We start from the raw sequence: 24,633 nt of genomic DNA, 5'->3' as shown, positions 1-24,633 counted from the left end.
CCGAGTGGACGCGTTGTCGACCGTGACGTGCACGTGTGGAGAACTCACGCGAGCGGACGGAACTCCAGGTCCTCCACGGAGCTCGTGTCCGCGCCCACCGCAGCGAACGCCGTGAAGCCCTGCTCGGCCAGTCCCGCGAGCAGGTTCTTCATGTTCTTCGTGCGCCGTTCGAGCCGCACGCGCTGGTGCCGGCCGAGCGTCTGCGCCTTGAGGTCGGCGAGTCGCGCGGGGTCGACGTCACGGTCGTGGACGAGGACGACCGCGTCCGCCGCTGCGACCTCGGGCAGCGCCACCAGGTCCACGAGCCGCTCGAAGCCCAGCGAGAACCCGACCGCGGGCACGTCCTGCCCGAGGAAGCGTCCGATCATCCCGTCGTAGCGTCCCCCGCCGCCGAGGCTGTAGCCGAAGTCGGGGTGCGCGACCTCGAAGATCGTGCCCGTGTAGTAGCCCATCCCTCGGACGAGCGTGGGGTCGAAGCGCAGGTCCACCCCCGGCAGCGCCGCGTGCAACCGCTCCAGGTCGGCGAACGCCTCAGGGTCGAGCCATGCCGCCCCCGCGACGGACTCCCAGTCGGCCGACTCGAGCGACCGGATCGTGCCCTCGAGCCCGGGGAGCGCCGCACCCGTCGTCGTCCGGAGCTCCGCCGCGACACCGTCGGGGCCGATCTTGTCGAGCTTGTCGATGGTGATGAGCGCACGATCGGCCGCTGCGGGGTCCGTGATGCCCCACGAGGCGAGCAGGGCGAGCAGGACCCGGCGGTCGTTGATCCGGATCGTGGTGCCCGCGATCCCGAGCGCGTCCAGCGCGTCGGCCGTCGCGCGGATCAGCTCGATCTCGGCGAGCTGCCCGGGTTCGCCGAGGATGTCGATGTCGCACTGGACGAACTGGCGGTACCGGCCCTTCTGCGGCCGCTCGGCTCGCCAGACCGGGGCGATCTGCACCGACCGGAAGACGCTCGGGAGCTCGGCGCGGTGCGAGGCGTAGAAGCGGGCGAGCGGCACCGTCAGGTCGAACCGGAGCCCGAGGTCGGCGAGGTCCAGCGGCGCCGGCGCGGTCCGGAGGTCCTCGGTCGTCAGTCCGCGCTTCATGACCGCGAACGCGAGCTTCTCGTTGTCGCCGCCGAGGCCCGAGTGCAGTCGCGACGCGTCCTCGACCACGGGGGTCTCGATCTCGTCGAACCCGTGCCGGGCGTACACGCTGCGGATCACGCCCAGGACGTGCTCCCGCCGCGCCTTGTCGGCCGGGAGGAAGTCACGCATGCCACGGGGAGCCGTCACGGTCGTCGCCATGCGGTCAATTCTGGCAGACCGTCGATCCGGACTTGCACCCGTCCCGACCTACTGATATCTTCAATCTAGAACCCCGGCGGGGCGAGTGCCTGATCCACTCGCTGGCCGGCCGCGTGGGCACCGTGCTGCAGTGTGCCCCGCGGGTTCGAGCGGGCTCCATGACGATGTCTCTTTTCCCTGGTGACATCGTCTGCCCGCTCGCGGGCGTCCTCCTTTTTCGGGTTAGGAGGACGCCCGCTCTCCTTTTCAGGTGAGGAGGCCGCCCGCTCCCCTGCCCTCTGGACGACGTGCCTCTGGACGACGAGCCCTCTGGACGACGAGCGACCGCCACGACCGCTCGGGCGTTCACTCGGCCGCGCGACCCGCAGCTTCCAGCGCGGCCACGGCCGCCCGCAGGCTGGCGATCGGGTCGATGCCGCTCCCCCGGGCCGCCGCGATCTGCGCGAGCACCGCCGCGCCCCACACGCCATCAACCACGTCAGCACCGCCCGACGACGCACCAGACGCGACGACCGCGTGCGCCGCTGCGTCCGGGTCAGCCACCGCGTCCGGGTCCGGGTCCGGGTCGAAGTCCGCGTGCCGCGCACCGACCGACGCGGTGGCGGAGGCGACGACCGCGTCCACGTCCCCACGCTCCTCCAGGCGTTCCAGCAGTTTCACCGCCCGTTCCAGGGGCGGCATCGCACGGGGCACACCGTCGAACGCGCTCGTCCGCGCGGCCTTCTCCGCGGCCTTCGCTGCGCGCCAGACACGGACGACCTCCTGCTCGGTGTCGGCACGCTCCGACCCGAAGACGTGCGGGTGCCGGCGGATCATCTTGTCGCGGGCGTCAGCTGCCACGTCCTCGAGGTCGAACGACCCCGCCAACCCCGCGTGCAACACCACCTGGTAGAGGACGTCGCCGAGCTCTTCGCGGATCTCAGCCGGGTCGCCGTCGTCGATGGCGTCCACGAGTTCGTAGGCCTCCTCGACCGCGTACCGGGCGAGGGTGGCGTGGGTCTGCGCGCGGTTCCACACGCATCCACCGTCGGGCGCGAGCAAGCGGTCGACGACGGCGACGAGGTCCGAGACGGCGGTCATGCGGCCATGGTCGCACGCACCACCGCGGGCGACCCCGACAGGGCGGCGGCAGATCCGAGCCGGTACGATGGTCGAGGCGTGTCGGGAAGTCTGGTCGACGGACCGTCAGACGATCCCCGACACCGGAGGACCATGCAAGCCCTCGTCCGCTCCCCTCGCTTCAGCGCTGTCGCGCTCCTCACCGCCGCCGTGCTCGGCCTGGTCGTGGCGAACTCGCCGCTCGGCCCCGGCCTCGAACACCTGCTCGACGCGCACGCGCCCTGGGCCGCGGTCGGGCTCGACCTCTCGGTCGCGCACTGGATCAGCGACGGCCTGCTCGCGGTCTTCTTCCTGCTCGTCGCCATCGAGCTGAAGCACGAACTCGTCGCCGGCGAACTCGCGAACCCGCGCACGGCGGTCATCCCGGCGATCGCCGCGGTCGGGGGTGTGCTGGTCCCCGCCGGCATCTACCTGGTCGTGACCACCGGGACGCCGTACCAGCACGGGTGGCCGATCCCGACCGCGACCGACATCGCCTTCGCGCTCGGTGTCCTGGCGGTGTTCGGCCGCGGACTGCCCTCGACCCTCCGGGTGTTCCTGTTGGCGCTGGCGGTGCTCGACGACCTGATCGCGATCGTCATCATCGCCGTGGTCTTCGCGCGCGACACGGACTTCGGGGCGTTGGTCGGAGCGGGCGTCGCGGTGGCGTTGTTCTGGGTGCTCGCCCGACGCCTGCAGCCGGGCCGACGCGGCCAGGGCCCGCTCATCGCCGGACTCCTCGTGCTCGGCGTGCTGACGTGGTGGCTCGTGTACCACTCGGGTGTGCACGCCACGATCGCCGGCGTCGCGCTCGGTCTCGTGCTGCCCCGACGACCCGGCCACGTCCTGCACGAGCGGGTCGAGCCGTGGTCGAACGCGATCGTGCTGCCGGTGTTCGCCTTCGCGTCGGCCGCCGTCGTGCTGCCCTCGGTCGGCTTGGGGCAGCTCTCCCCCACGTTCTGGGCCGTGGTGATCGCGTTGCCGGTCGGGAAGGTCCTCGGCATCACCCTGTTCGGGTCGATCGCCACACGGGCCTTCCGGGGTCCCGGACGCTCGACGCTGTCGTTCTGGTCGATCGTGACCGTGGGGGTGCTCGGTGGCATCGGGTTCACGGTGTCGTTGCTCATGAACGAGCTCGCGTTCGCCCGCAACGCAGAAGTGCTCGACGAGGGTGTGCTCGCCGTCCTGGTCGGATCCGGCATCGCCATCGTCGCGTCGGCCGTCGTCGTCAGCCTGCGCGCACGCCAGTACCGCGCGCGCCACGAGCTGTCCGAGGCCGAAGCGACCGAGTAGCCGCGGACGGTCCGCGCTCGGAGCGGCGGCCGGTCCCGACGTGTCGGCCGACGTCCCGCAGGAGCATCGTTCGTCGATCCACGCGTCGTTCGCCGCATGTGTTGTCGAAGCATCCGCACGCAACGGTTGCGTGTGCATCATCCGAGGATGCGCGCGCCGATCACCGCGTGCTCTGTCGAAGGATGCGCACGCAACGGATTCACGTGCAGGTTCCGCCCGGGCACGCGTCGTTCACCGTGTGGAACCCCGGTCCGCGCGCAGCCGTGCGCGACGGCAACCGGACGGCGGACGGGAGGCGCGGTGCGGACCCGCACCGCGCCTCCCGTCCGCCAGCTGGTGACGCCGGGCGGTCGCCGTCAGGCGGCGGAGGCCTCCGCCGGGGACTTCGACGCCCCGTAGACGGCGGTCAGGATGCTCTCGACCCACTGGATGAGCGCGTCGTCGGGAAGGGCCTCGCCGTGCGGGCGGGGCACCGGGATGCTCGTCGCGTTCTGCTGCGGGAACCACTTGGCGCCGGTGAACATGCGCTTCAGGCGCACCTGCGCGGAGTCGGCGAGCTCCTTGCCCGCGACGCGCAGGTTCGATCCCATGACGACCACGTCGGACAGGCCGACCTGCTGCGCCATCCGGCGGAGGCGCGAGACCTCGACCAGGGTGAGCACGGCCTGCGGCGGCTGCCCGTAGCGGTCGGTGAGCTCGTCGAGCACCATGTCGATCGCGTCCGGGTGCGCCGTGGGCGCCGACGCCGCGGAGAGCTTCTGGTACGCCTCGAGCCGGAGCCGCTCGGACTCGACGTAGTCCTCGGGGATGTGCGCGTCGACGGGGATCTCGAGCCGGAGCTCGGTCTGCCCCTCGGCGACGTCACCGCGGAACTGCGACACGGCCTCGCCGATCATCCGGAGGTACAGGTCGAAGCCGACGCCCGCGATGTGCCCGGACTGCTCGCCGCCGAGCAGGTTGCCCGCGCCGCGGATCTCGAGGTCCTTCATCGCGACCTGCATGCCCGCGCCGAGCTCGTTGTTCGCGGCGATCGTCTCGAGGCGGTCCTGCGCGGTCTCGGACAGGGGCTTCTCGGCGTCGTAGAGGAAGTACGCGTAGCCACGCTCCCGTCCACGCCCGACACGTCCGCGCAGCTGGTGGAGCTGCGACAGCCCGTACTTGTCCGCCTTGTCGATGATGAGCGTGTTCGCGTTGGCGATGTCGAGCCCGGTCTCGATGATCGTCGTCGACACCAGGACGTCGAACCGGCGCTCCCAGAAGTCGACCATCACCTGCTCGAGCGTGGACTCCGCCATCTGCCCGTGTGCGACGGCGATGCGGGCATCCGGGACGATCTCGGCGAGGTGCGCCGCAACGCCCTGGATGTCCTTCACGCGGTTGTGCACGTAGAACACCTGCCCCTCGCGGAGCAGCTCACGACGGATCGCGGCCGCGACCTGCAGGTCCGACTGCGGGCCGACGAACGTCAGGATCGGGTGGCGGTCCTCCGGAGGGGTGGCGAGCGTGGACATCTCGCGGATCCCCGTGACGGCCATCTCGAGCGAGCGCGGGATCGGCGTCGCGGACATCGCCAGGACGTCGACGTTCGTCTTGAGCTTCTTCAGTTGGTCCTTGTGCTCGACGCCGAAGCGCTGCTCCTCGTCGATGATGACGAGTCCGACGTCCTTGAAGGCCACGCTCTGCGACAGGATCCGGTGCGTCCCGATGACGATGTCGACCGTGCCGTCCGCGAGGCCCGCGAGGGTCTCCTTCGTCTCCTTCTCGGACTGGAACCGGCTGAGGGCGCGGAGGTGCACTGGGAACCCCGCGAAGCGCTCCTGGAACGTCTCCATGTGCTGCCGGACGAGCAGCGTGGTCGGGACGAGGACCGCGACCTGCTTGCCGTCCTGCACGGCCTTGAACGCGGCACGGATCGCGACCTCGGTCTTGCCGTAGCCGACGTCCCCGGAGAGCAGCCGGTCCATCGGGATCGGGCTCTCCATGTCGCGCTTGATCTCGTCGATCGTGGTGAGCTGGTCGGGCGTCTCAGCGAACGGGAACGCCTCTTCCAGCTCGCGCTGCCACGGGGTGTCCGGTCCGAACGCGTGGCCGCGGGACGCCATCCGCGCGGAGTAGAGCTTCACGAGGTCGACCGCGATGTCCCGGACGGCCTTCCGCGCCTTCGACTTCGCCGCGGACCAGTCCGAGCCGCCCATCTTCGACAGGGTCGGGGACTCGCCACCGACGTACCGGGAGAGCTGGTCGAGCTGGTCGGTGGGCACGAAGAGCTTGTCGCCCGGGAAACCGCGCTTCGACGGCGCGTACTCGAGCACCAGGTACTCGCGCTGGGTCTTCACGGCGTTCCGTCCGCCGGAACTGACTTCCCGGCTGACGAGCTCGACGAACTTGCCGATGCCGTGCGTGGTGTGCACGACGACGTCGCCCGGCTTGAGCTGCAGCGGGTCGACCACGTTCTTGCGCCGGCTCGCCAACTTCTTCACGGTACGGGCGCCCTGCTGGGCGGTCCGACCGTAGAACTCCGCTTCGCTCAGGACCGCGATGCGCGGATCCGGGATGGCGAAGCCGTGCTCGACGGTCGCGGTGGTCACGATGGCGACACCCGGTTCGGGAGGCCCGGTGACGGCTTCGGCACGGGCTGCGACCCCGGCGTCGGCGAGCACCTGCACCGCCCGTTCGACCAGTCCCTGGCCCTGGGCGGTCACCACGACGGCCCACCCGTCGTCGGTGAGCTGCTTGACGTGCGCGATGGCGCCGTCGGCGCTGCCGGCGAAGCTCGGGATGGCCTCGGCGCGGACGCGGACGTACTCGCCCGCCTCGGCCGCGGCCTCGGCGTCGGTGAGGACGCGCTGCTCGTCGCCTTCGTCGAGCCCGGAGTCGAACGGCGACACCGTCCACCAGGTGCGCTGCCCGCGGGCGTTCTTGAGCTGCTGGACGGTCAGGAAGTTGCCGGCGTCGAGGTCGATGGGTGCCTGGGCACCGGCGACCGCCGCGCTCCACGCCGCCTGCAGGAACTCGGTGTTGGTCTCGGCCAGGCTGTGCGCACGGCCGCTCACCCGCTCCGGTGAGAACACCGCGATCGTCGCGTCCGGCGGCAGGTACGAGGTGATCGGCACGAGGTCCTGCACGAGGGCGGGGGCCAGTGACTCCATGCCCTCGACCGGGATCCCCTCGGCGATCTTCGCGAGCATCTGGGACAGGTTCGGGAACTCGTGCAGCATCTCGCGGGCACGCTGCCGGACGTCGTCGCTGAGCAGGAGTTCGCGGGACGCCGTCAGCTCGATGGAGCCGAGGTCGGTGTCGGTCGTGCGCTGGTCGGCCACGGAGAACGCCTTGATCGCCTCGATCTCGTCGCCGAAGAAGTCGACACGGGCGGGGTGGTCGGCCGTCGGCGGGAAGACGTCGAGGATGCCGCCGCGGACGGCGAACTCGCCGCGCCGGGTGACCAGGTCGACCCGCGCGTACGCGAGGTCGACGAGCTGACCGGCGATCTGGCCGAGGTCGTTGCCGCGGGAGGAAGTGGTGAGGACGACGGGCGCGAGGGACGTCAGGTTGCCCGCGATCGGCTGGAGCGCTGCCCGGACGCTGGCCACCACGATCGTGGTCCGGCGGTCGGCGGGAGCGGCGTCCTGCCAGGCGGCCATGGTGCGGAGCGTCGCGATCCGCGTGCCGACGGTCTGCGGGCTCGGGCTGAGGCGCTCGTGCGGCAGGGTCTCCCACGCGGGGAACTCGAGGACGTCGGCGTCGGGGAGGTAGCTGCCGACGGCGTCACGCACCGCCTCGGCTTCACGCCCGGTCGCGGTGATCACGAAGACGCACTGCGGGCCGTGCCGCTCGGCCACGAGGGCTGCGAGCAGGGGGACGCGCATGCCGTCGACGACCGAGAAGTCGGCGTCACGAGGCGCGGCGCGGAGGGCGCGATCGAACGCGGAGGCGCGTGTGAGCGCAGGGATGATGCCCGAGATCGTCACTCAGCCCATGGTACCGGCGGCCCCCGACAGCCGTTGCCCGGTCCGCGCGTCGCGAACGGGACGTGCGGGGCGGGGTCCGGGCGCGCCTCCAGGCCGAGGTGTGCTGCTGCGGACGCCGGTCGCCGGGACCAGGCCCCGACGTCGCGTGCCAGGGCGGAGGGGCGTCAGCGAACGGTGGTCGGTGGCGGCGTCAGGACGGCGCGTGGATGCGCTGCTGCGCCCCGAGCAGGCCGAGTTCGGCGATGGCCTCGACCGCGTCGGCGCCGTCGGCCAGCAGGTTCGGCAGGGACCTCTTCTCGGTGGGCGAGAAGTCCCGGAGCACGAAGTCGGCCGGGTCCTGGCGCCCGGGGGGTCGGCCGATGCCGATCCGCACGCGGGCGAACTCGTTCGTGCCGGTCGCCTTGATGATGTCGCGGAGGCCGTTGTGCCCGCCGTGCCCACCGCTGCCCTTGAGCCGCACGGTGTCGAACGGGAGGTCGAGCTCGTCGTGCACCACGACGAGGTCGTCCGGCGACGCGCTGTAGAACCCGAGGACGGCCGAGACCGGGCCGCCCGAGGTGTTCATGAAGGAGCCGGGCTTGGCCAGCACCAGCTTCGGGCCGCCGGGCACCAGGCGCCCCTCGGCGACCTGGTTCGGGGTCTTGTGCTTCTTGAACGTCGCGCCCATGCGGGCCGCGAGTTCGTCGAGGACCATCTGGCCGACGTTGTGGCGGTTGCCGGCGTAGTCGGGCCCGGGGTTCCCGAGCCCGACCACGATCAGCGTGCTGCTCATGCGCACTGCACCATCACCGCCGGCCAGATGTCCTGGGAGGTGTCTTACTCGGAGTCGCTCGACGCGCCGGACTCGGCGCCCGCCTCGGCGGAGGCTGCGTCAGCGGCGTCGTCGTCGGCGGTGCCGCGCGGGGTGACGATCGAGACGACGATCGCGTCACCGTCGGTCTCGAGCTCGGCGCCCTCCGGCAGGGTGATCTCGGAGGCACGGATCTGCGTGCCGTCCTCGAGGCCCTCGACGTCGACGACGATGTGCTCCGGGATGGCCGTCGCGAGGACGAGCAGCGACAGGGAGGACTCTTCCTGCACGTGGATGGTCCCGGAGAAGGACTCGCCCTGCACGACGACGGGCACGGAGACGGTGACCTTCTCGCCGCGGCGGAGGACCACGAGGTCGATGTGCTCGATGATCTGGCGCACCGGGTCACGCTGGACGTCCTTCACGAGGACGAGCTGCTCGGTGCCGTCGATGTCGAGCTCGACGATGGCGTTCGCCTGACGCACGAGGAGCATCGTCTCGTGGCCCGGGAGGGAGACGTGCAGCGGGTCGGTGCCGTGCCCGTAGATGACGGCGGGGATCTTGCTCGCCGCGCGGATCTTGCGGGCAGCACCCTTGCCGAACTTGGTGCGGACTTCCGCCTGGAGCTTCGTGTTCTCGGCCATGGTGTCTCCTGGTCTCGGGGTCGACGCCGTCGGTCCGGCGTCATGGGGTCTGTGGTGTTGCAACTCGAACGCGTGCACGCGTGAGGCGTTCCCAGGACGGGCCGGGTCTCCCACTGCGTCGATCACGGCTGCGCGTACGCAGCCCTCGCCGAAGTCAGTCAGCAACACTACCAGGCCGCGTTGGGCGCGTCGTACGTCGTCGCGGTGGGGTGTGCGTGCCTGTGATGCGTTCTAGTCGCTGGGGCGGCGGGCGCGTCGTGCTGCGTCGAGGTCGTCCCGCGCGCGGTCGCTCACGGCTTCGGCGTCGTCGCGGGCGCGCTCCAGCCGTTCGGTCTCGGTAGTGAGGGCGGCCTGCTCGTCCTCGAGGTCCTGCTGCTGGCGCTCGAGGGCACGCAGCTCGCGTTCGAGGTCGTCGTGACGACGGGCGAGGTCGTCGTGGCGGTGCTCGAGGTCGGCGCGGCGCTCCTCGGCGGCTTCGAGGGCGTACTCCGCGTCGTCGAGCGCGGTGTCGGCCTCGCGGGAGGCACGGCGTGCGGCGGTCTCGGCGGCGCGGGCTGCGCCGCGGTCGAGGGGCGGTTCGTCATCTGGCTGTGCGTCGTCGGCCCGCGGGGGCTCGGCGTCCGGTGCGGGCTCGGCGTCCGCGCTCGGCTCGTCTGCTGGCGCGGTGGTCGCTGCGTCTGTCCCTCTGGACGGACCGGTGGCACGGGACCGGCGTCGTGCACGCTTCGCCGCGGTGATCGGGATCGGAGGCGCGTCGCTCCCCCGCCAGGCCTCGGGCACCGCGTCCGGGTCGGCGAGCGCATCGTCGAGGTCGACGTCCTCGAAGCCGACGCTCTCCAGCGCCCGGAGGAGCAATCCCGATCGGATCGCGGCACCGGCGTGCGGGTCCGCCATCCCCGACTCGATCGTCGCCCGGACCTGGTCGAGGACCGCCGGGGTGAGCGGGTGTCCGGCGTCTTCGGCCAGCGCTGCCCCGGCCTGCGCGAGCGCGTCGATCACTTGCGAGCGCTGGCGCCGGAGGGTCGCGATCTGCCCGGGGTCGGCGCTGGCCTGTGCCTCGCGCAGGGCGGGTCCGAGGGCGACGGCGTCATCGAGGGCGCCCTCGTGGGCCAGGAGGTCGATGACCCACGCCGCGGGTGCGGGCTTCCGGAGCTTCCCGATCGCGGTCGCGAGGGCTCGGTCGGCGCCGCGCGTCGCCCGCTGCCGGGCGGTGCGTTCCCGCACGAAGTCCGCGGGCGCGACGAGGAGCAATTCCCTCGCCACCTCCGCGAACTCCACAGAGCCAGCATGCCCGGGCGTCTCCCGCGGCGTCATCAGACCCTACACTCATATATCTATTTCAGAGAATGGAGTTCCATGCAGCATCGCAGCCATCCCCCTCATCGCCGACCACTTGCCGCCGCCGTCGCCGCAGCGGTCGGTGCCCTGTGCCTGACCCCCCTCTTCGCCTCAGCAGCGGTGGCCACCCCGACGGGGCGCTCCGGTCTGCACCTCGAGGACGGCGACCGAATGAACTACGTCGTGAACACCGCCGCCGGTGCCGGCGCTGTGGACACGGCGACCAGGGCCGTCGAGGCCGCCGGGGGTTCGGTGCTCAGCACGTACCCCGAGATCGGCGTCGTGACCGCGCAGTCTGATCGCGCTGCGTTCCTCGCTCGCATCCGCGACTCCATAGGGGTGCAGTCCGCTGGCCCGACGCGGACCAGCCCCCTCCTTGCGATGCGCCGGAACGCGCCCCGATCGTCGGCGGAGACCGCGGCCGAGCTGCCCGCCGACCCCGGCCAGACAGGGTCGTGGGGGAACGACGCGATCGGCGCCTCGGCCGCCCGGTCGATCGAGCGGGGGTCCAAGGACGTCGTCGTCGGCATCATCGACAGCGGCATCGACGTCACGCATCGGGACCTCGCGGGACAGGTCGACCCCTCCCTGTCGGTGGGTTGCTCCGCGGACGGGCTCCCCGACCAGTCCCCCGCAGCCTGGGGTCCTGAGGAGGTCGGGACCCCGTGGCACGGGACCGCGGTCGCGGGAGTCGTCGCCGCCGCCGACAACGGCACCGGCATCGTCGGCGTCGCGCCGGGGGTGACGCTCGCCTCCGTCCGCATCGACCAGTACGCGGAGTCGTCGCTGTGCGCCTACATGTGGGCAGCGCGCCACGGCTTCGAGGTCGCGCAGGCGAGCTACTGGGTGTACCCCTGGCACTTCTGGTGTGACGGCGATCCCGACCAGGCCCCCGTGGCTGAGGCGTTGCGTCGAGCGATGGACCACGCCGACCGCGAAGACGTCGTGATGGTCGCAGCCGCCGGCAACGAGTCGTACGACCTCGCGCACAAGACCGTCGACAACCTCAGCCCTGTCGACGGCCCAAGGGAGTTCCGCCGGGACGTCTCCGAGGGGTGCCGCTCCTACCCCGTCGAGCACGACGCCGTCGTCACGGTGTCCGCACTCCGCAACGCCGCAGGCTACCCACGCGCGATCTTCTCGAACCACGGCGAGGGGTCGATCGACATCGGCGGACCAGGCCAGCAAACCGCGAGCGACGTCATCGGTGGATGGGCGCTGGTCGACGGGACGTCGTTCGCGGCGCCGCACGTCTCAGGCGTGGCCGCGCTGCTGCGCTCGGTGCACCCGGAAGCGTCTGCCGCCGAGGTCCGGGCGATGCTGCGCGACCAAGCGATCGACCTCGGCACTCCGGCCGACTCGGGGGCCGGACTGGTGAACGCGTTCGCCGCGGTTGCCGAGGACCGAGAGCGGGGCGCGGTCGCTGGGGCACCGGAGCTGGTCCGCGCCGGGAAGGACTTCACGGTCCTCGGCGTCAACTACAGCCCGGGCGAGACGGTGACACTCGAGGGTGAGGGGCTGCTCGCCCCGCGCACGACGGCAGACGAGCGAGGGCGCGTGCGGATCGACGGGCGCTTCACAGCCGCGACCCCCGCGAGCACGAGGACCCTGACGGTCCACGGCGCCCAGAGCGGGCAGCAGGACGTCGAGATCGAGGTCGTCGGTGCGACGATCGACGCACCGACCGTGACGAGTCCGCGGCCGGACACTACCCTCGGTCGACACGACGGCGTGCTCAGGATCACCGGGACCGGGACCGCCGAACGGGAGCTGTCGTTCACGATCTCCCCGGTGCGGGACGGCGCCCGGACGCACCGCATCCCTGGACCAGTCGCACGGTCGGGCGACGAGAACGCCTTCGAGACGGAATGGCACACCGGTTTCGGCGGGTACGCGCTCGGTTCGGGCTGGCTGCTGCAGGACGGTGCGTGGCACGTCGACGTCTCCGGCGTGCCCGACGGGACCTACGAGCTGCAGACGGAGCTTCGTCATGTCGACGGGACATCTGCCTCGGCCTCTCCCGTCCGCTTCACGGTCGGCGACGACCCCGAGCCGCCGGTGGTCGACCCTGGCGACGGCTCGGGACCGGGCGACGGCGACGGAACCGACCCCGGCAACGGCGACGGCGACGGGACCGACCCCGGCAACGATGACGGAACCGACCCCGGCAACGACACCGAGCCCCCTGGGGTCGGCGGCGATGCCGACGCAGGCATCACGGATCAGGGAACGGCGGACGACGAGGCTGCCGGCACGGCGCACCAGGGCGCGCTCGCCTTCACCGGCGCCGAGGTCGTCCCCATCGCCTCCGCCGCGCTCGTGCTGCTGACGATCGGTGGGCTGAGCATGGTCCTCGTACGGCGTCGCGCTCGTCGGGCGCAGGACTGACCGTCCGTCACCACGAGGCCGCTCCGCCCGCACGACGCGAGCGGAGCGGCCTCGGCACGTCACCAGTCGTGGACGGTGCCGTCGGCCAGGCGGTTGAACGGCAGGTACGCCTGCTCGTACGGGTACTTCCCCGCCTCGTCCACGTCGAGGGAGACGCCGAGGCCCGGCTCGTCGCCGGGGTGGAGGTAGCCGTCTGTGAAGGTGAAGGTCTGCCGGAAGACCTGGTTCGTCTGGGGACCGTGCTGCATGTACTCCTGGATGCCGAAGTTGTGGATCGCGAGCCCGAGGTGCATCTGGGCGGCCAGCCCGACCGGCGAGATGTCGGTCGGCCCGTGGAACCCGGACTTCACCTGGTAGAGCGCGGCGTAGTCCATCGTCTTCTTCAGCGGCGAGATGCCACCCATGTGCGTCACCGCGCCGCGGACGTAGTCGATGAGCTGGTCGCGGATGATGTCCTTGAAGTCCCAGATCGTGTTGAAGACCTCGCCGATCGCCAGCGGCGTCGTGGTGTGCTGCCGCACGAGCTTCAGGGCCTCTTGGTTCTCGGCCGGGGTGCAGTCCTCGAGCCAGAACAGGTCGTACGGCTCGAGCGACTTGCCGAGCTTCGCGGCCTGCAGTGGGGTCATGCGGTGGTGCCCGTCGTGCAGGAGCGGCAGCTCGGGACCGAACTCGTTGCGGACGGCCTCGAACACCGTCGGCACGTGCCGGAGGTAGGCGCGGGTGTCCCAGTCCTCCATCGCCGGGTAGGCCCCGCGCTGCGCCGGCTCGAAGTCGTACCGGACGCCGCTGTTGCCCTCGGTCGTCTTGTTCGACGCGATGCCGTAGATGGACTCCAGGCCCGGGACACCCGTCTGCACCCGGATGGACCGGTAGCCCTCGGACTGGTGCTCCCGGATGGAGTCGAAGAGCTCGGGGAGTTCCTTGCCCGAGGCGTGTCCGTACGCCATGAGCCCCGTGCGCGAGGCGCCACCGAGCAGCTGGTAGACGGGCATCCCCGCGACCTTGCCCTTGATGTCCCAGAGCGCCATGTCGACCGCCGCGATCGCCGCCATGGTCACCGGCCCACGGCGCCAGTACGACGAGCGGTACAGGAACTGCCAGGTGTCCTCGATCCGGCTGGCGTCCCGACCGAGGAGGAGCGGGACGACGTGCTCGGACAGGTACGCCGCCGCCGCGAGCTCGCGGCCGTTCAGGGTCGCGTCGCCGAGTCCGGTGACGCCGTCGGCCGTGGTGATCTTCAGCGTGACGAAGTTCCGGTTCGGGCTGGTGACGATCACCTCGGCGCGGTCGATGAGCTGTCCGCGGTCCGAGGACGCCCACGTGTCGGGACGCCCGGCCGTGGCGTCCGCGGTGCTGCGGTCGTCGAGGGCGCCGGGGACGGGAGCGGCGGGGTTGGTGGTCTCGGTCATGCGCGGGCTCCTTCGGGGGACGCGGCGCGTGTCTCCGCCGCGGTGCGGATGCGGTCCGCCGCTGCCGAGACGGCGGCGACCACGGGTGGGGTGTCGAGGTCGGGCGCGATCACGCCGAGGACGTCGTGCACGTCCGAGTCTGGCCCGGGCGCGCCGGGGTCGTCCGCCAGCTCGGGTTGGGTCGTCAGGTGCAGCCACCACGCGGCGATCGCGGTGGCGGCGCCGGGGCCGATCCCGGTGGACGGATCGCGGTCGAACCGGTGCCGCACCACGTCGACGACGCGGACGGGGAGTTTCTGCGAGCCACTGCCCGCGATCTGGCGCAGGGTGTGGCGGATGCGGGCGTTCTCGAACCGGGCGACGAGCGCCGCCCGGGCCTCGACGACCTCGGCGTCCGGCAGTGGGAGTTCCCGCGCGGCTTCGTCCCAGAGGTCCTCGACCGCCGCGCGGCAGAACGGGTCGGCCATCGCCTGCTCGACCGTCTCGTGCCCGAGCTGCAGGCCGAGGTACGCGAGCAGGGAGTGCGAGCCGTTGAGGAGCCACAGCTTCCGCTGCTCGTACGGGGTGACGTCGGCCACGACCCGGACGCCGGCGGTCTCCCACGCGGGTCGCTCGATCCCGTCGAACGCGTCCTCGACCACCCACTCGGCGAACGGCTCAGTGACGACCGGGACGGTGTCGTCCGGCAGTGCACCCGGCAGCGCCGCGATCGACGCGACGTCGTCCGCCGTGGTCGCCGGGGTGATGCGGTCGACCATGGACGACGGGAACGACACCGACGCGTCGATCCAGTCCCGCAGCGCCGGGTCGGCCGCCGCCGCGCGGACGGCGTCGCCGAGCACGGCGCCGTTGTGGGTGAGGTTGTCGAGGCTCATCAGGGCGATGCGCCCCCCGCCAGCGTCCCGACGAGCGGCCAAGGCGGCGACCAGGCGTTCCGGGACGGACGAGCCGTCGCGGTACCCGTTCTCCGTGACCGTCAGGGTGACGATCGTCGTCCGGGGTGAAGCGACCGCGTCCCGCAGCGCACGGACGTCGTCGGCCGGGTGTGCTGCGACGAGGACGTCGAGCACCTCCGCGGTGTCACCGTCCGGGCCGCGGGTGACGAGCGTGTACCGCCCGTCCTGCGCCGCGAGGGCGTCAGCGGCGCCGGCGGACCGACCGCTGAAGGCCGTGATGCCCCAGGGCTCGCCTGTGGCGTGCTCGGTGTACCAGGCGAGGTGCGCGCGGGCGAAGGCCCCGATGCCGACGTGCACGATGCCGGGGCGTCGGGTCATGCGGGCACCGGCACGAGCGAGCGGAGGTAGGCGAGGTTGTCGGCCGTGCGCGCCTCGAGCGGGAGGTCGGTCGAGAAGTCCTCGATCGTGACCCACCCGTCGTACCCGACCTGCCGGAGAGCGTCGAGGTAGTCGGATACCGACGCCTGCCCGGAACGGAGCGGCGCCCACTCGTTCTGCCAGATGCTGCTGCCGTCGGCACGGGTGTCCCCGGTGTCGACCCACCGTGCGTTCTTGACGTGGGCGTGCGCGAGGTACGGGCCGAGGAGCTCGAACGCGGCCAGGTGGTCTTCCTGCCCTTCGATGACGAGGTTGCCGAGGTCGTGGATTACACCGACGTGCGCCGGGTCGAGGCCGTCGAGCAACCGGAGCGCCGCCGACGCCGACGGGGTGATGGTCATGTGGTGGAGCTCGACCAGCGCCTTGACGCCGAGTTCGGCCGCGCGGGCGACCGCCCACTCCAGGTCCGCCCGGGTCCGGTCGAAGACCTGCGGGTAGGTCTCCCCCGTGTGCTCCCGCTCCTGCCGGTACATCGGCATCGTGATCCGGACCTGCCGCGCACCGAGCTCGGACGTCACCCAGAGCATGGTCTCGACGCCGTCGTGGTCCGAGGCCTGCCGGTAGCCGCCGATGCCCGAGTACTCGAGCCCCGCGGCGTCGGTGATCCGCGCGATCTCGCCGACGCGGTCCTGGATGCCGGTGAACTGCCAGGTCGACCGGTTGCCGACCCAGAACGCGGGCTCGGACGGGACCTCGGCCCCGTCGTCCGGACGGTCGTCGACGATGCGCCACTCGATGCCGTCCCAGCCCTGCTCGGCGAGGATCGTCGCTGCCTGCTCCGGGGTCCAGTCGGGGGTGGACGCGGTGAACACGGAGAACTTCATCGGGTGGCTCCTTCGGTCGAGGCGGTCGCGGCGGTCGTGGCGGTCGTGGCGGTGGCGCCGGTGGTGGCGGTGGCGGCGGCGGTGCCCTCGGCCGTGTCGTGGGCGCCGACGACCGGGACGACGTCGTCGTGGGCCCCGTCGATGACGTCGTCGATCCGGACCGGTCGGCCCAGGGTGGCGCTGACGTACAGGCCGCGCACGGTGGCGAGCGAGACGAGTGCGGCGTCGACGGTCACGCCGGGCTCCCGGCCCTCTCGGACCGCCGCGACGATGTCGGTGTACTGCCGGGCGTGCCCGGCGGCGAAGTGGTCCGGCTCGGCCGGGCCCCCGACCACGTGTTCCGGCGGGACCACGTCGGCCTTCTGATCCACCGCGCCGGCGACCGCCGTCGCGTTCGCGGTCGTCGATGCGGACTCCAGGGTGGCGGCGTCCGGAGCGACGTGGAAGTACGCGAGCCGGTCGTCGTCCACGATCGCGGACCCGTGCGTGCCGTACACCGCGTAGCGCGCGGACAGCCCCGGGTAGGCGGCCGTCGTGCAGTGGATGACCGCGAGCGCACCCGAGGCGAACCGGACGGTGGCGACCGCCGTGTCCTCGACCTCGATCCGGTCGTGCGCGAGCAGCCCGGTCTGTGCCGAGATCTCGACCGGACGCCCGAGTGCCCAGACGAGCAGATCGACGGTGTGCACGCCCTGGTTCATCACCGCGCCACCGCCGTCGAGCGCCCAGGTGCCCCGCCAGTCGCCGGAGTCGTAGTAGCCCTGCGACCGGTACCAGGCGACGCTCGCGACCCCCGAGGTCACCGTGCCGAAGCGCCCGTCGTGCGCGGCACCGGCCACGGCGACCGACGCGGGGTCGAACCGGTGCTGGCTGATGACGCTCGTGACGAGGCCGCGCTGCCGTGCGGCTGCGGCGAGCGCCGCGATCTGCCGGGCGCGGGGCATCGTGGTGTCGAGGGGCTTCTCGATGACGACGTGCTTCCCCGCGGCCAGTGCGGCCTCGGCCAGCTGGACGTGCATGCCCGAGGGCGAGCAGATCGCGACGACGTCGATGTCGGTGGCGGCGATTGCCTGCTCGATCGTCTCGGTGGTGATCGGGCGGGGCACGCCCATCGCGGCGATCTCGTCGGCGGCGCTCGTGGCCGCGGCGGGGATCGCGTCGACGAGGGCGACGACCTGGAGTCCGTCGTGGTGCACGGCGACCGCGGCGTGGTGGCGTCCGATGACGCCCGCGCCGACGACGGCGAGCTTGAGCGGGGTCGTGGTGGTGGTGTCGGTCATCGCAGGGTGACTCCGATCTGGTCGGTGAGGGTGCGGAAGGCGCGGGCCGCACGGCCGAACGCCGCGGGGCCGGAGAACCCGCCGAGGGAGGTGACGTCACTGAGGTGCGGTTCGAGGGAGGCGTACCCGGTGTACCCGGCGTCGCGGAGGGCCGTGAGCGTGCGCAGCAGTTCGCCGTCGCCCTGCCCCGCAGGGACCACCGAGGAGTCGGCGGCGAGGGCGTCCTTCACCTGCAGGTAGTCGACGTACGGCGCGAGCTGGGCCCAGCCGTCGGTGAACGGTCGGACGCCGCACTGCACGTAGTTGGCGTTGTCCCAGGCGAGTCGCAGGGCCGGCGACCCGACGCTCTCGACCACGTCGAGCACCCGGGCGGGGACGTCTCCGTAGATCTCCTTCTCGTTCTCGTGGAGGAGGGTCACGCCCTCGCGTTCGGCGAGGTCGGCGAGTGCCCGCATCCGCACGAGGACGTCGTCACGTGCGGCGTCCGGCGTGCGGCCCGGGAAGTAGAACGAGAAGATCCGGATGTTCGTCGTGCCGAGCGCGTGGGCTGCGGCGATCGCGCGACCGAGCCGAGTGACCTCGTGTTCGACGGGTTCGTCGACGGAGACCTTGCCGATCGGTGACGCGATGGCGGACACGGTCTGCCCGCGTTCCTCGAACAGACGGTGGAGGCCGGCGAGCTGGTCCTCGTCGAGGTCGACGACGTTCACCCCCCAGGCGCTCCGGACCTCGATCGCGCTGGCGCCGAGCGCCTGGAGGACCGCGACCTGGACGATCGGATCGGCGTCGATCTCGTCGCCGAAACCGGAGAGTTCCCAACTGGGCTGGGTCATTGCATTCCCTTCATGCGACCAGCCTGGCGCGCGAGGCGGTGCTGCGCCGCGCCTCCAGGCTGTCTGTGGACAACTCGCGCTACTTGACCGAACCGGCGGTGAGACCGCCGACCAGGTAGCGCTGGAAGACGAGGTAGAGCGCGACGACGGGCACTGCGCACACGATGGAGGCGGCCATCATCTGGCCGTAGATGGGGACGGCCCCGCCCTCCTGGGCGGTACCGAGCACCTGCAGCACCACCGCGACGGTGCGGGTGTTCGGGGTCGTCATGATCGTGCTGAAGAGCACGTCGTTCCACCCGAGCAGGAACGCGAAGATCGCGGACACGACGATCCCCGGCCACGACAGTGGCAGGAGGATCTTCGTGAGGATCGTGGTCGACGAGGCGCCGTCGATGCGGGCGGCCTCCTCGAGCTCCTTCGGCAGTCCCCGGAGGTACGTGACCATCACCCAGGTTGAGAACGGCAGCGCGAACGTCAGGTACGTGACGAACAACCCCCAGCGGGTCCCGATGATCTGCACGCCGGTCGCGCTCGCGATGTTCGAGAACACCACGAACACCGGCAGCAGCAGGAGCGTGCCCGGGATCGACTGCAGGGCGAGCAGCCCGCGGAGGATCGTCAGGCGACCGAGGAACCGGAACCGGACGAGCACGTACGCCGTGGACACCGCGAGCGCGGCACTGGCGACGGCCACCGCCCCCGCAGTGAGGATCGAGTTCACGAGTCCCTGCCCGAGACCGACCGTCGACCAGATGTCGACGTAGTTCGCGAGCGTGAACTCGGACGGGAAGTACTCGCCGCGGGCGACGGCGACGTCGGAGTTCACCGAGCCGAAGACGACGTAGAGCACCGGCACCGCGATGAAGGCGACGATGACGGCGATCACCACGATCAGGAGCCAACGCGGCAGGAGTCGGGTGACGTCAGTGTCGTACGGTCGCTTCCGGCCGCGGCCGTGCGGCGCGGTGATGCTCTCGGTCAGCGTCGCGGTGGCTCGGGTCCGGGTGGTGTCGTAGGCGGTCATGCGCGGGCTCCGTCCAGGTCAGCGGCGGTGGGGCTGGCGAGGGCCTCGCCGGGCAGGGTCGGGCCGGGCAGGGTCGGGCCGGGCAGGGTCGGGCCGGCGAGCGTCGCGCGGTCGGCCCGACGCTGCTTCCGGTTCGGCCCGGCGTCGTCACCGGTGTCGAGCTGCACGGCACGCAGGTAGACGAACAGCGGGATCGCGACGATCACGAGCGAGCAGATCGCCATCGCGGCGGACAAGCCGAAGCGGAACGACTGGAAGCTGGCGATGTACGTCAGGACCGGCATCACCTCGACGCTGGACGGCAGCGGGATCCCGAACAGGACGAACGGCAGCGTGAAGTTGTTGATGTTGTGCAGGACCGAGATGATCACCGCGAGGGACAGCGGGCCGCGGAGGTACGGGAAGACGATGTACCGGAGTTTCGCCCACCACGTGACCCCGTCGAGCGCTGCCGCCTCGTGCACCTCGGTCTCGACGGCCTGCAGTCCGGCCAGGGAGAGCAGGTAGACGAACGGCCAGCTGGTCCACACCATCACGCTGGCGAGGGCCCAGTAGGACGCGGGACCGTTCAACCAGAGGACGTCGGTGCCGAGCACCGCGTTCACCACGCCCTGCGGCTGGAGCATCGTGCGGAAGAACGTGCCGACGACGAACGCGGGCAGCACGTACGGGATGAGGTAGATCGACCGGACGAGTCCGCGCCCGGGGAACCGGTTCTGGGTGGAGATCGCGGCGGCCACCCCGATCGGGACCGTGACCGCGGTGACGAGGACCGCCAGCGAGGCCGAGATCCACACCGAGTGCAGGAGCGGGGAGTCCGTGATCGCCTCGACGAAGTTCCCGAGCCCGACGAACGGCGCGCTGAACCACTGGCGGAGCGTGTACTGGTCGAGGTCGAGCATCGCGATGTACACGCCCACGAGCAGCGGCACCACGATGACGGCGACCATCAGGATCCCGCCGGGCAGGAGCATCCACAGCGGGCGTTCCCGCCGGGACAACGGCGTGGTGCCGTGCGGTCGGACGGGCCGTGGCGCCTGCGCGGTCGCGCGCCTGGTCTCGGTGGCGGTCATCACAGACCTCCGTTCTTCTGCCGGTCGAGCGTGGACTGGGCGTCCTTCTGCGCCTGCCGCAGGCGCTTCCGGAGCTGGTCGTCGCTGACGCCGCCACCCTTGAGCGACGGGATCGACTGCACGACGACGTCGACGAGCGAGAGCTGGATGTCGGACCACGCGCCCGTGAAGGCCGTGGGCTTCGAGCGCTTGCCGGCCTGGATGATCGGGGCCAGCTGGGGGTTCTCCCCCGCGAGCTGCGCGGCGGCGGCGGCGTTCGTGGGCAGGTTGCCGAACAGGCGGTAGTACTCGAGCTGCGCTGCCGGCGTGCTGACCTGCTTGACGAAGTCGAACGACAGGCGTTGCTTCGTGCCGTAGTCCGCGACGACGAAGTTGTCGCCGGACAGGATGCTCGCGGCGTCGATGCCGTCGGCCGGCCGTTCGGTCGCGCCGGGTGGCACGGTCGGGAGCAGGGCGAACGCGTACTTGCCGTCCACCGGCGTGCCACGGAACGAGTTGATCGCGGTGGTGGTCGTCATCGGGAAGAACGCGGCCTTCCCCTCGGTGAACTGGGCGAGGGCCTGCGGGTTGTTCCAGCCGATCGCCGCGGGGTCGACGACGCCGTCCTTCGTGACCCAGTCGAAGTAGGTGCGGTAGGCGTTCTCCACCGCCGTGCTGTCGATCTCGGCCGTCGAACCGTCCACGATCGTGTTCCCGGCGTTCTGGGCCATCCCCCAGATGAACTTCCACGGGTCGAACCCGTCGGCGTAGGCGACCGCCAGACCGTGGACGTCACCGCTCGTGGTCGCCTTCGCGTCGGCGGTCAGCTCGTCCCACGTCGTGGGCATCTCGGTGATGCCGGCCTTCGCGAGCAGCTCCTTGTTCACCGCCATCACGAACGGACGGCTGGCGAACGGGATGCCGATCTGCTTCGAGGGGCTCGGGCCCGAGATCCCGAAGGACGCGGGGTCGAACTGGTCCTTGCCGCCGACGGCCTTCCACTGCTCCGGACCCATCTCGACGAACGCCCCGGTCGCGTACGCCGTCGGGGTGAACGTCGTCCCGATGGCGTAGACGTCGGGGCCCTGGCCGGAGATCACGCTCGTCTGGATCGCGGTCAGTTCCTCCTGCGCGGAGGAGTACGTCTCCCACTGGATGTCCGCTCCGGTGGTGCGCTTGAACGCCGCGGCGGTGTCCTGCTGCCACTGCTTGCGCTGCTTGGGGTAGGTGGTGTCCGCGGCCATCATGACGCGGAGGGTGTTCGGGTCGTCACCGCTGCCGTTCACCACGGCGCACCCCTGCAGGGACAGCGCGGCGAGGGCGACGACGACCACGGCACCGGCGAGGGTGCGTGCCCTCAGTCCTCGTGTGCTCATGCGGGGGTTTCCTCCTCGAGACCTCCACCCGGGTGCGACGCTGCGATCCCGGGTCCCGGTGGCGGTGCCCCCGGCGTGGGCACCACTGTTCCGCGGGTGGCAAACGTCCGGCAACCGGTTGCCACTTGTTGCCACGCGGAATACGGTCGGCGCTGTGAACGAGCTCGAGCGCACCAGGCGGGTGACCATCCGGGACATCGCCGACGCGACCGGCGTGGCCGTCTCGACGGTGTCCCGCGCGCTGTCGCTGCCCGACCGGGTGAACCAGGCGACCCAGCAACGGATCCAGCAGGCGGCGCGAGAGCTCGGCTACGTGCCGAACTCGCAGGCGCGCGCGCTGACGTCCGGACGGACCCGGGCCGTCGCGGTCCTGGTGTCGGACATCACCAACCCCTTCTACTTCGACGTGATCCGCGGCACGCAGCACCAGCTCGCCGCAGCCGGGTGGACCCAGTTGCTCGTCGACACGGAGGAGTCCGCCGAGGCCGAGACCGCCGCGCTCACCGCCATCGCGGGCAAGGCGGACGGCGTCGTGCTCACCGCCTCGCGCCTGTCCGACGCCCAGATCGCCCGCTTCGCCGAGCGCACGCCGCTCGTGGTCCTGAACCGTCGACCCGCGGGGGTCCCGTCCGTGCTCATCGACACCCCCGGCGGGGTCGAACAAGCAGTCCAGCACCTCGCCTCGCTCGGGCACCGGGAGATCCTGTACGTCGCCGGCCCGGACAGCTCGTGGTCGAACGAGCGCCGGTGGAAGGCGCTCGTCCGGTCCGGCAGGCGTCTGGGCCTCCGCGTCGCCCGGATCGGGCCGCACGCCCCCTTCGTCGACTCCGGTGCCGCCGCCGCCGACGCCGCGGTGCACGCCGGAGCGACCGCCTGCATCGCCTTCAACGACCTCATCGCGATCGGCATGCTCACCCGCCTGCGCGAACGCGGGGTGCGGGTACCGCAGGACATGAGCATCGTCGGGTGCGACGACATCTTCGGTGCCGACTTCTGCAACCCGCCGCTCACGACGATGACGTCGCCCATCGAGCGGGCGGGGCGGGTCGCGGTCCGCATGCTGCTCGGTCGGCTCGATGCCATCCCCGCCGACGACGTCCCGACCGAGCAGCCGAACGGGGCCGTCGCCCTGCCCACGCACCTCACCGTCCGCGAGTCCACCGGGCCGGCCCCCGAGCCCGGAACCGCTCCCGCCTCCGCCCCCACCCCCGCACCCCGCTCCGCCTGAGGGCGGACCCCAGAAGGAGTCGATGATGACCCACGCCCGCACCGGCACGCCCCTGGCGCCACACCCGGACCGCTTGTTCGCCGCGGAATCCGGCGCCCGAGCCGTCGCCCGCACCGTCTACGAGGCCGTGCGCGACGCCCCGATCATCTCGCCGCACGGCCACGTCGACGCGGCCCTGCTCGCGGACGACCAGCCGTTCCAGGACCCGGCATCGCTCCTCATCACACCCGACCACTACGTCCTGCGGCTCCTGCACGCCAACGGCGTCCCGCTGGAGGCGCTGGGACGCGCGGATGCGTCGTCAGGGCGACCCGTGCCTCCCGGCCGCGACGCCTGGCGGCAGCTGGCGGAGCACTGGGACGACTTCCTCGGCACCCCGGTCCGGTTCTGGTTCGAGAGCGAGCTCCACGACGTCTTCGGGCTCGACACCGCACCCGATGCGGCGAACGCCGACGAGCAGTACGACCACATCGCGGCGCTGCTCCAGGAGCCGCGGATGCGGCCGCGTGCCCTGTTCGACGCCTTCGGCATCGAGGTCCTGGCGACCACCGACGACCCGACGGCTGACCTCGCCGCGCACGCGCGGCTCGCTGCCGACCCCTCGTTCACCGGGCGGGTGGTCCCCACCTTCCGCGCGGACGCCGTGTTCGACCCGTCCCGCTCGGACTGGAGGCACGTGGTCGCGTCGATCGGCGAGGCCGCCGGCATCGACACGGGAACCCACGACGGGCTGCTCGCGGCGCTCCGCGCGCGGCGGCGGTACTTCATCGAGCACGGCGCGACGGCGACGGACACCGGTGTGCTGGACGCCGGGTCGCACCCGCTGTCGCACGCCGAGCGCTCGCGCATCCACACGGCCGCCCTGCACGGTACGGTGACTGCGGCGGAGGCCGTCGCCTACCGGCACGACATGCTCTACCGCTGGGCCGAGATGAGCGTCGAGGACGGCCTGGTGATGCAACTGCACCCCGGCGTCATCCGGAACCACCACGAGCCGACGCTCGCGCGCTTCGGGGGTGACACCGGGCACGACCTGCCCGCCGTCGGGTCCTTCACCGAGCCGCTCCGGCCGCTGCTCAACGCGTTCGGCACCGCACCCGGGTTCCACCTCGTGCTGTTCACCGTCGACGAGACCGTGTTCTCGCGGGAGATCGGGCCGCTCGCCGGCTTCTACCCCGCCGTGTACGCCGGAGCCCCGTGGTGGTTCATCGACACCCCGGCGGCGATCGGGCGTTACCGGGCGGCGATCACCGACTCGGCGTCGTTCACCAAGACGTCGGGCTTCATCGACGACACCCGCGCGTACTGCTCCATCCCGGCGCGGCACGACATGGCGCGGCGGGCGGATGCGGCGTACCTGGCGTCGCTCGTGGTGACGCACCAGATCTCCGAGGAGGACGCGGTGCGCACCGCACGGCGGATCGTGTCGGACATCCCGAAGGCGACGTTCAAGCTGTAGGTG

At 71.6% G+C, this 24,633-nt stretch carries 18 protein-coding genes; 4 read left to right on the top strand and 14 right to left on the bottom strand.

All coding sequences use genetic code 11. From position 1 onward, the window contains the following. Positions 1-44: 44 nt before the first annotated feature. Both hisS and J7E22_RS02275 read right to left on the bottom strand, forming a co-directional pair. Positions 45-1,289, bottom strand: coding sequence for a histidine--tRNA ligase (gene hisS / locus J7E22_RS02280; protein WP_214978460.1), 1,245 nt, complete (start codon positions 1,287-1,289; stop codon positions 45-47). 345 nt (positions 1,290-1,634) lie between these two features. Next, on the bottom strand, positions 1,635-2,369 hold the full coding sequence (locus J7E22_RS02275) for a MazG nucleotide pyrophosphohydrolase domain-containing protein (RefSeq protein WP_214978458.1): 735 nt from the start codon (positions 2,367-2,369) through the stop codon (positions 1,635-1,637). Positions 2,370-2,501: 132 nt separating this feature from the next. On the opposite strand from J7E22_RS02275, the gene nhaA reads away from it, so the two are divergent. Continuing rightward, entirely contained in the window at positions 2,502-3,680 is a 1,179-nt protein-coding gene (nhaA, locus tag J7E22_RS02270) for a Na+/H+ antiporter NhaA (protein WP_214978456.1), read from the top strand. A gap of 356 nt (positions 3,681-4,036) precedes the next feature. On the opposite strand, the gene mfd is transcribed toward nhaA, so the two are convergent. From mfd to J7E22_RS02250, 4 genes are all read right to left on the bottom strand, one after another. Further along, positions 4,037-7,648 (bottom strand): transcription-repair coupling factor, encoded by a 3,612-nt coding sequence (mfd, locus tag J7E22_RS02265; RefSeq protein ID WP_214978454.1) that lies wholly within the window; start codon positions 7,646-7,648, stop codon positions 4,037-4,039. 190 nt (positions 7,649-7,838) lie between these two features. Next, on the bottom strand, positions 7,839-8,420 hold the full coding sequence (gene pth / locus J7E22_RS02260; protein ID WP_214978452.1) for an aminoacyl-tRNA hydrolase: 582 nt from the start codon (positions 8,418-8,420) through the stop codon (positions 7,839-7,841). A gap of 44 nt (positions 8,421-8,464) precedes the next feature. Further along, a complete protein-coding gene (locus J7E22_RS02255; RefSeq protein ID WP_214978449.1) occupies positions 8,465-9,082 on the bottom strand; it encodes a 50S ribosomal protein L25/general stress protein Ctc in 618 nt (205 codons plus the stop codon). A gap of 231 nt (positions 9,083-9,313) precedes the next feature. Further along, on the bottom strand, positions 9,314-10,360 hold the full coding sequence (locus tag J7E22_RS02250) for a hypothetical protein (protein WP_214978447.1): 1,047 nt from the start codon (positions 10,358-10,360) through the stop codon (positions 9,314-9,316). Positions 10,361-10,438: 78 nt separating this feature from the next. Between J7E22_RS02250 and J7E22_RS02245 the strand changes: the two genes are divergently transcribed. Continuing rightward, positions 10,439-12,808, top strand: a complete 2,370-nt coding sequence (locus J7E22_RS02245) for a S8 family serine peptidase (protein WP_214978445.1) — start codon at positions 10,439-10,441, stop codon at positions 12,806-12,808. 59 nt (positions 12,809-12,867) lie between these two features. On the opposite strand, the gene manD is transcribed toward J7E22_RS02245, so the two are convergent. From manD to J7E22_RS02205, 8 genes are all read right to left on the bottom strand, one after another. After that, on the bottom strand, positions 12,868-14,217 hold the full coding sequence (gene manD, locus J7E22_RS02240) for a D-mannonate dehydratase ManD (protein WP_251008594.1): 1,350 nt from the start codon (positions 14,215-14,217) through the stop codon (positions 12,868-12,870). Beyond that, positions 14,214-15,491 (bottom strand): mannitol dehydrogenase family protein, encoded by a 1,278-nt coding sequence (locus tag J7E22_RS02235; RefSeq protein WP_214978443.1) that lies wholly within the window; start codon positions 15,489-15,491, stop codon positions 14,214-14,216. The genes manD and J7E22_RS02235 overlap by 4 nt, the downstream gene beginning before the upstream one ends. Beyond that, a complete protein-coding gene (locus J7E22_RS02230) occupies positions 15,488-16,375 on the bottom strand; it encodes a sugar phosphate isomerase/epimerase (RefSeq protein ID WP_214978441.1) in 888 nt (295 codons plus the stop codon). Before J7E22_RS02230 ends, J7E22_RS02235 begins: the two co-directional genes overlap by 4 nt. Further along, complete coding sequence (locus J7E22_RS02225; protein ID WP_214978439.1) at positions 16,372-17,655, bottom strand: Gfo/Idh/MocA family protein; 1,284 nt, start codon at positions 17,653-17,655, stop codon at positions 16,372-16,374. The genes J7E22_RS02230 and J7E22_RS02225 overlap by 4 nt, the downstream gene beginning before the upstream one ends. After that, the gene (locus J7E22_RS02220) at positions 17,652-18,488 is read right to left on the bottom strand and encodes a sugar phosphate isomerase/epimerase (protein WP_214978437.1); all 837 of its coding nucleotides are present in this window, start codon (positions 18,486-18,488) and stop codon (positions 17,652-17,654) included. The genes J7E22_RS02225 and J7E22_RS02220 overlap by 4 nt, the downstream gene beginning before the upstream one ends. A 79-nt stretch (positions 18,489-18,567) precedes the next feature. Beyond that, on the bottom strand, positions 18,568-19,515 hold the full coding sequence (locus J7E22_RS02215) for a carbohydrate ABC transporter permease (protein ID WP_251008593.1): 948 nt from the start codon (positions 19,513-19,515) through the stop codon (positions 18,568-18,570). After that, positions 19,512-20,588 carry a carbohydrate ABC transporter permease gene (locus tag J7E22_RS02210; RefSeq protein ID WP_214978435.1) on the bottom strand — a complete coding sequence of 359 codons (1,077 nt, stop codon included), beginning with the start codon at positions 20,586-20,588 and terminating at the stop codon, positions 19,512-19,514. The genes J7E22_RS02215 and J7E22_RS02210 overlap by 4 nt, the downstream gene beginning before the upstream one ends. Continuing rightward, entirely contained in the window at positions 20,588-21,943 is a 1,356-nt protein-coding gene (locus J7E22_RS02205) for an ABC transporter substrate-binding protein (protein WP_214978434.1), read from the bottom strand. The genes J7E22_RS02210 and J7E22_RS02205 overlap by 1 nt, the downstream gene beginning before the upstream one ends. Positions 21,944-22,097: 154 nt before the next feature. Between J7E22_RS02205 and J7E22_RS02200 the strand changes: the two genes are divergently transcribed. Both J7E22_RS02200 and uxaC read left to right on the top strand, forming a co-directional pair. After that, positions 22,098-23,171 (top strand): LacI family DNA-binding transcriptional regulator, encoded by a 1,074-nt coding sequence (locus tag J7E22_RS02200; RefSeq protein WP_214978433.1) that lies wholly within the window; start codon positions 22,098-22,100, stop codon positions 23,169-23,171. Positions 23,172-23,196: 25 nt separating this feature from the next. Continuing rightward, positions 23,197-24,630, top strand: a complete 1,434-nt coding sequence (gene uxaC / locus J7E22_RS02195; protein ID WP_214978432.1) for a glucuronate isomerase — start codon at positions 23,197-23,199, stop codon at positions 24,628-24,630. Positions 24,631-24,633 lie beyond the last annotated feature (3 nt).

Source organism: Curtobacterium sp. ISL-83 (genome assembly GCF_018613895.1).
GTDB lineage: Bacteria > Actinomycetota > Actinomycetes > Actinomycetales > Microbacteriaceae > Curtobacterium.
Note: the sequence above shows the minus strand (reverse complement) of the source record. Positions and strands in the feature narration are given on the sequence as shown.

Excerpts from the sequence above, each read along its gene's own strand:
- hisS (WP_214978460.1), bottom strand. The coding sequence starts at position 1,289 with ATGGCGACGACCGTGACGGCTCCCCGTGGCATGCGTGACTTCCTCCCG.
- J7E22_RS02275 (WP_214978458.1), bottom strand. The coding sequence starts at position 2,369 with ATGACCGCCGTCTCGGACCTCGTCGCCGTCGTCGACCGCTTGCTCGCG.
- nhaA (WP_214978456.1), top strand. The coding sequence starts at position 2,502 with ATGCAAGCCCTCGTCCGCTCCCCTCGCTTCAGCGCTGTCGCGCTCCTC.
- pth (WP_214978452.1), bottom strand. The coding sequence starts at position 8,420 with ATGAGCAGCACGCTGATCGTGGTCGGGCTCGGGAACCCCGGGCCCGAC.
- J7E22_RS02255 (WP_214978449.1), bottom strand. The coding sequence starts at position 9,082 with ATGGCCGAGAACACGAAGCTCCAGGCGGAAGTCCGCACCAAGTTCGGC.
- J7E22_RS02245 (WP_214978445.1), top strand. The coding sequence starts at position 10,439 with ATGCAGCATCGCAGCCATCCCCCTCATCGCCGACCACTTGCCGCCGCC.
- manD (WP_251008594.1), bottom strand. The coding sequence starts at position 14,217 with ATGACCGAGACCACCAACCCCGCCGCTCCCGTCCCCGGCGCCCTCGAC.
- J7E22_RS02235 (WP_214978443.1), bottom strand. The coding sequence starts at position 15,491 with ATGACCCGACGCCCCGGCATCGTGCACGTCGGCATCGGGGCCTTCGCC.
- J7E22_RS02230 (WP_214978441.1), bottom strand. The coding sequence starts at position 16,375 with ATGAAGTTCTCCGTGTTCACCGCGTCCACCCCCGACTGGACCCCGGAG.
- J7E22_RS02225 (WP_214978439.1), bottom strand. The coding sequence starts at position 17,655 with ATGACCGACACCACCACCACGACCCCGCTCAAGCTCGCCGTCGTCGGC.
- J7E22_RS02220 (WP_214978437.1), bottom strand. The coding sequence starts at position 18,488 with ATGACCCAGCCCAGTTGGGAACTCTCCGGTTTCGGCGACGAGATCGAC.
- J7E22_RS02215 (WP_251008593.1), bottom strand. The coding sequence starts at position 19,515 with ATGACCGCCTACGACACCACCCGGACCCGAGCCACCGCGACGCTGACC.
- J7E22_RS02210 (WP_214978435.1), bottom strand. The coding sequence starts at position 20,588 with ATGACCGCCACCGAGACCAGGCGCGCGACCGCGCAGGCGCCACGGCCC.
- J7E22_RS02205 (WP_214978434.1), bottom strand. The coding sequence starts at position 21,943 with ATGAGCACACGAGGACTGAGGGCACGCACCCTCGCCGGTGCCGTGGTC.
- uxaC (WP_214978432.1), top strand. The coding sequence starts at position 23,197 with ATGACCCACGCCCGCACCGGCACGCCCCTGGCGCCACACCCGGACCGC.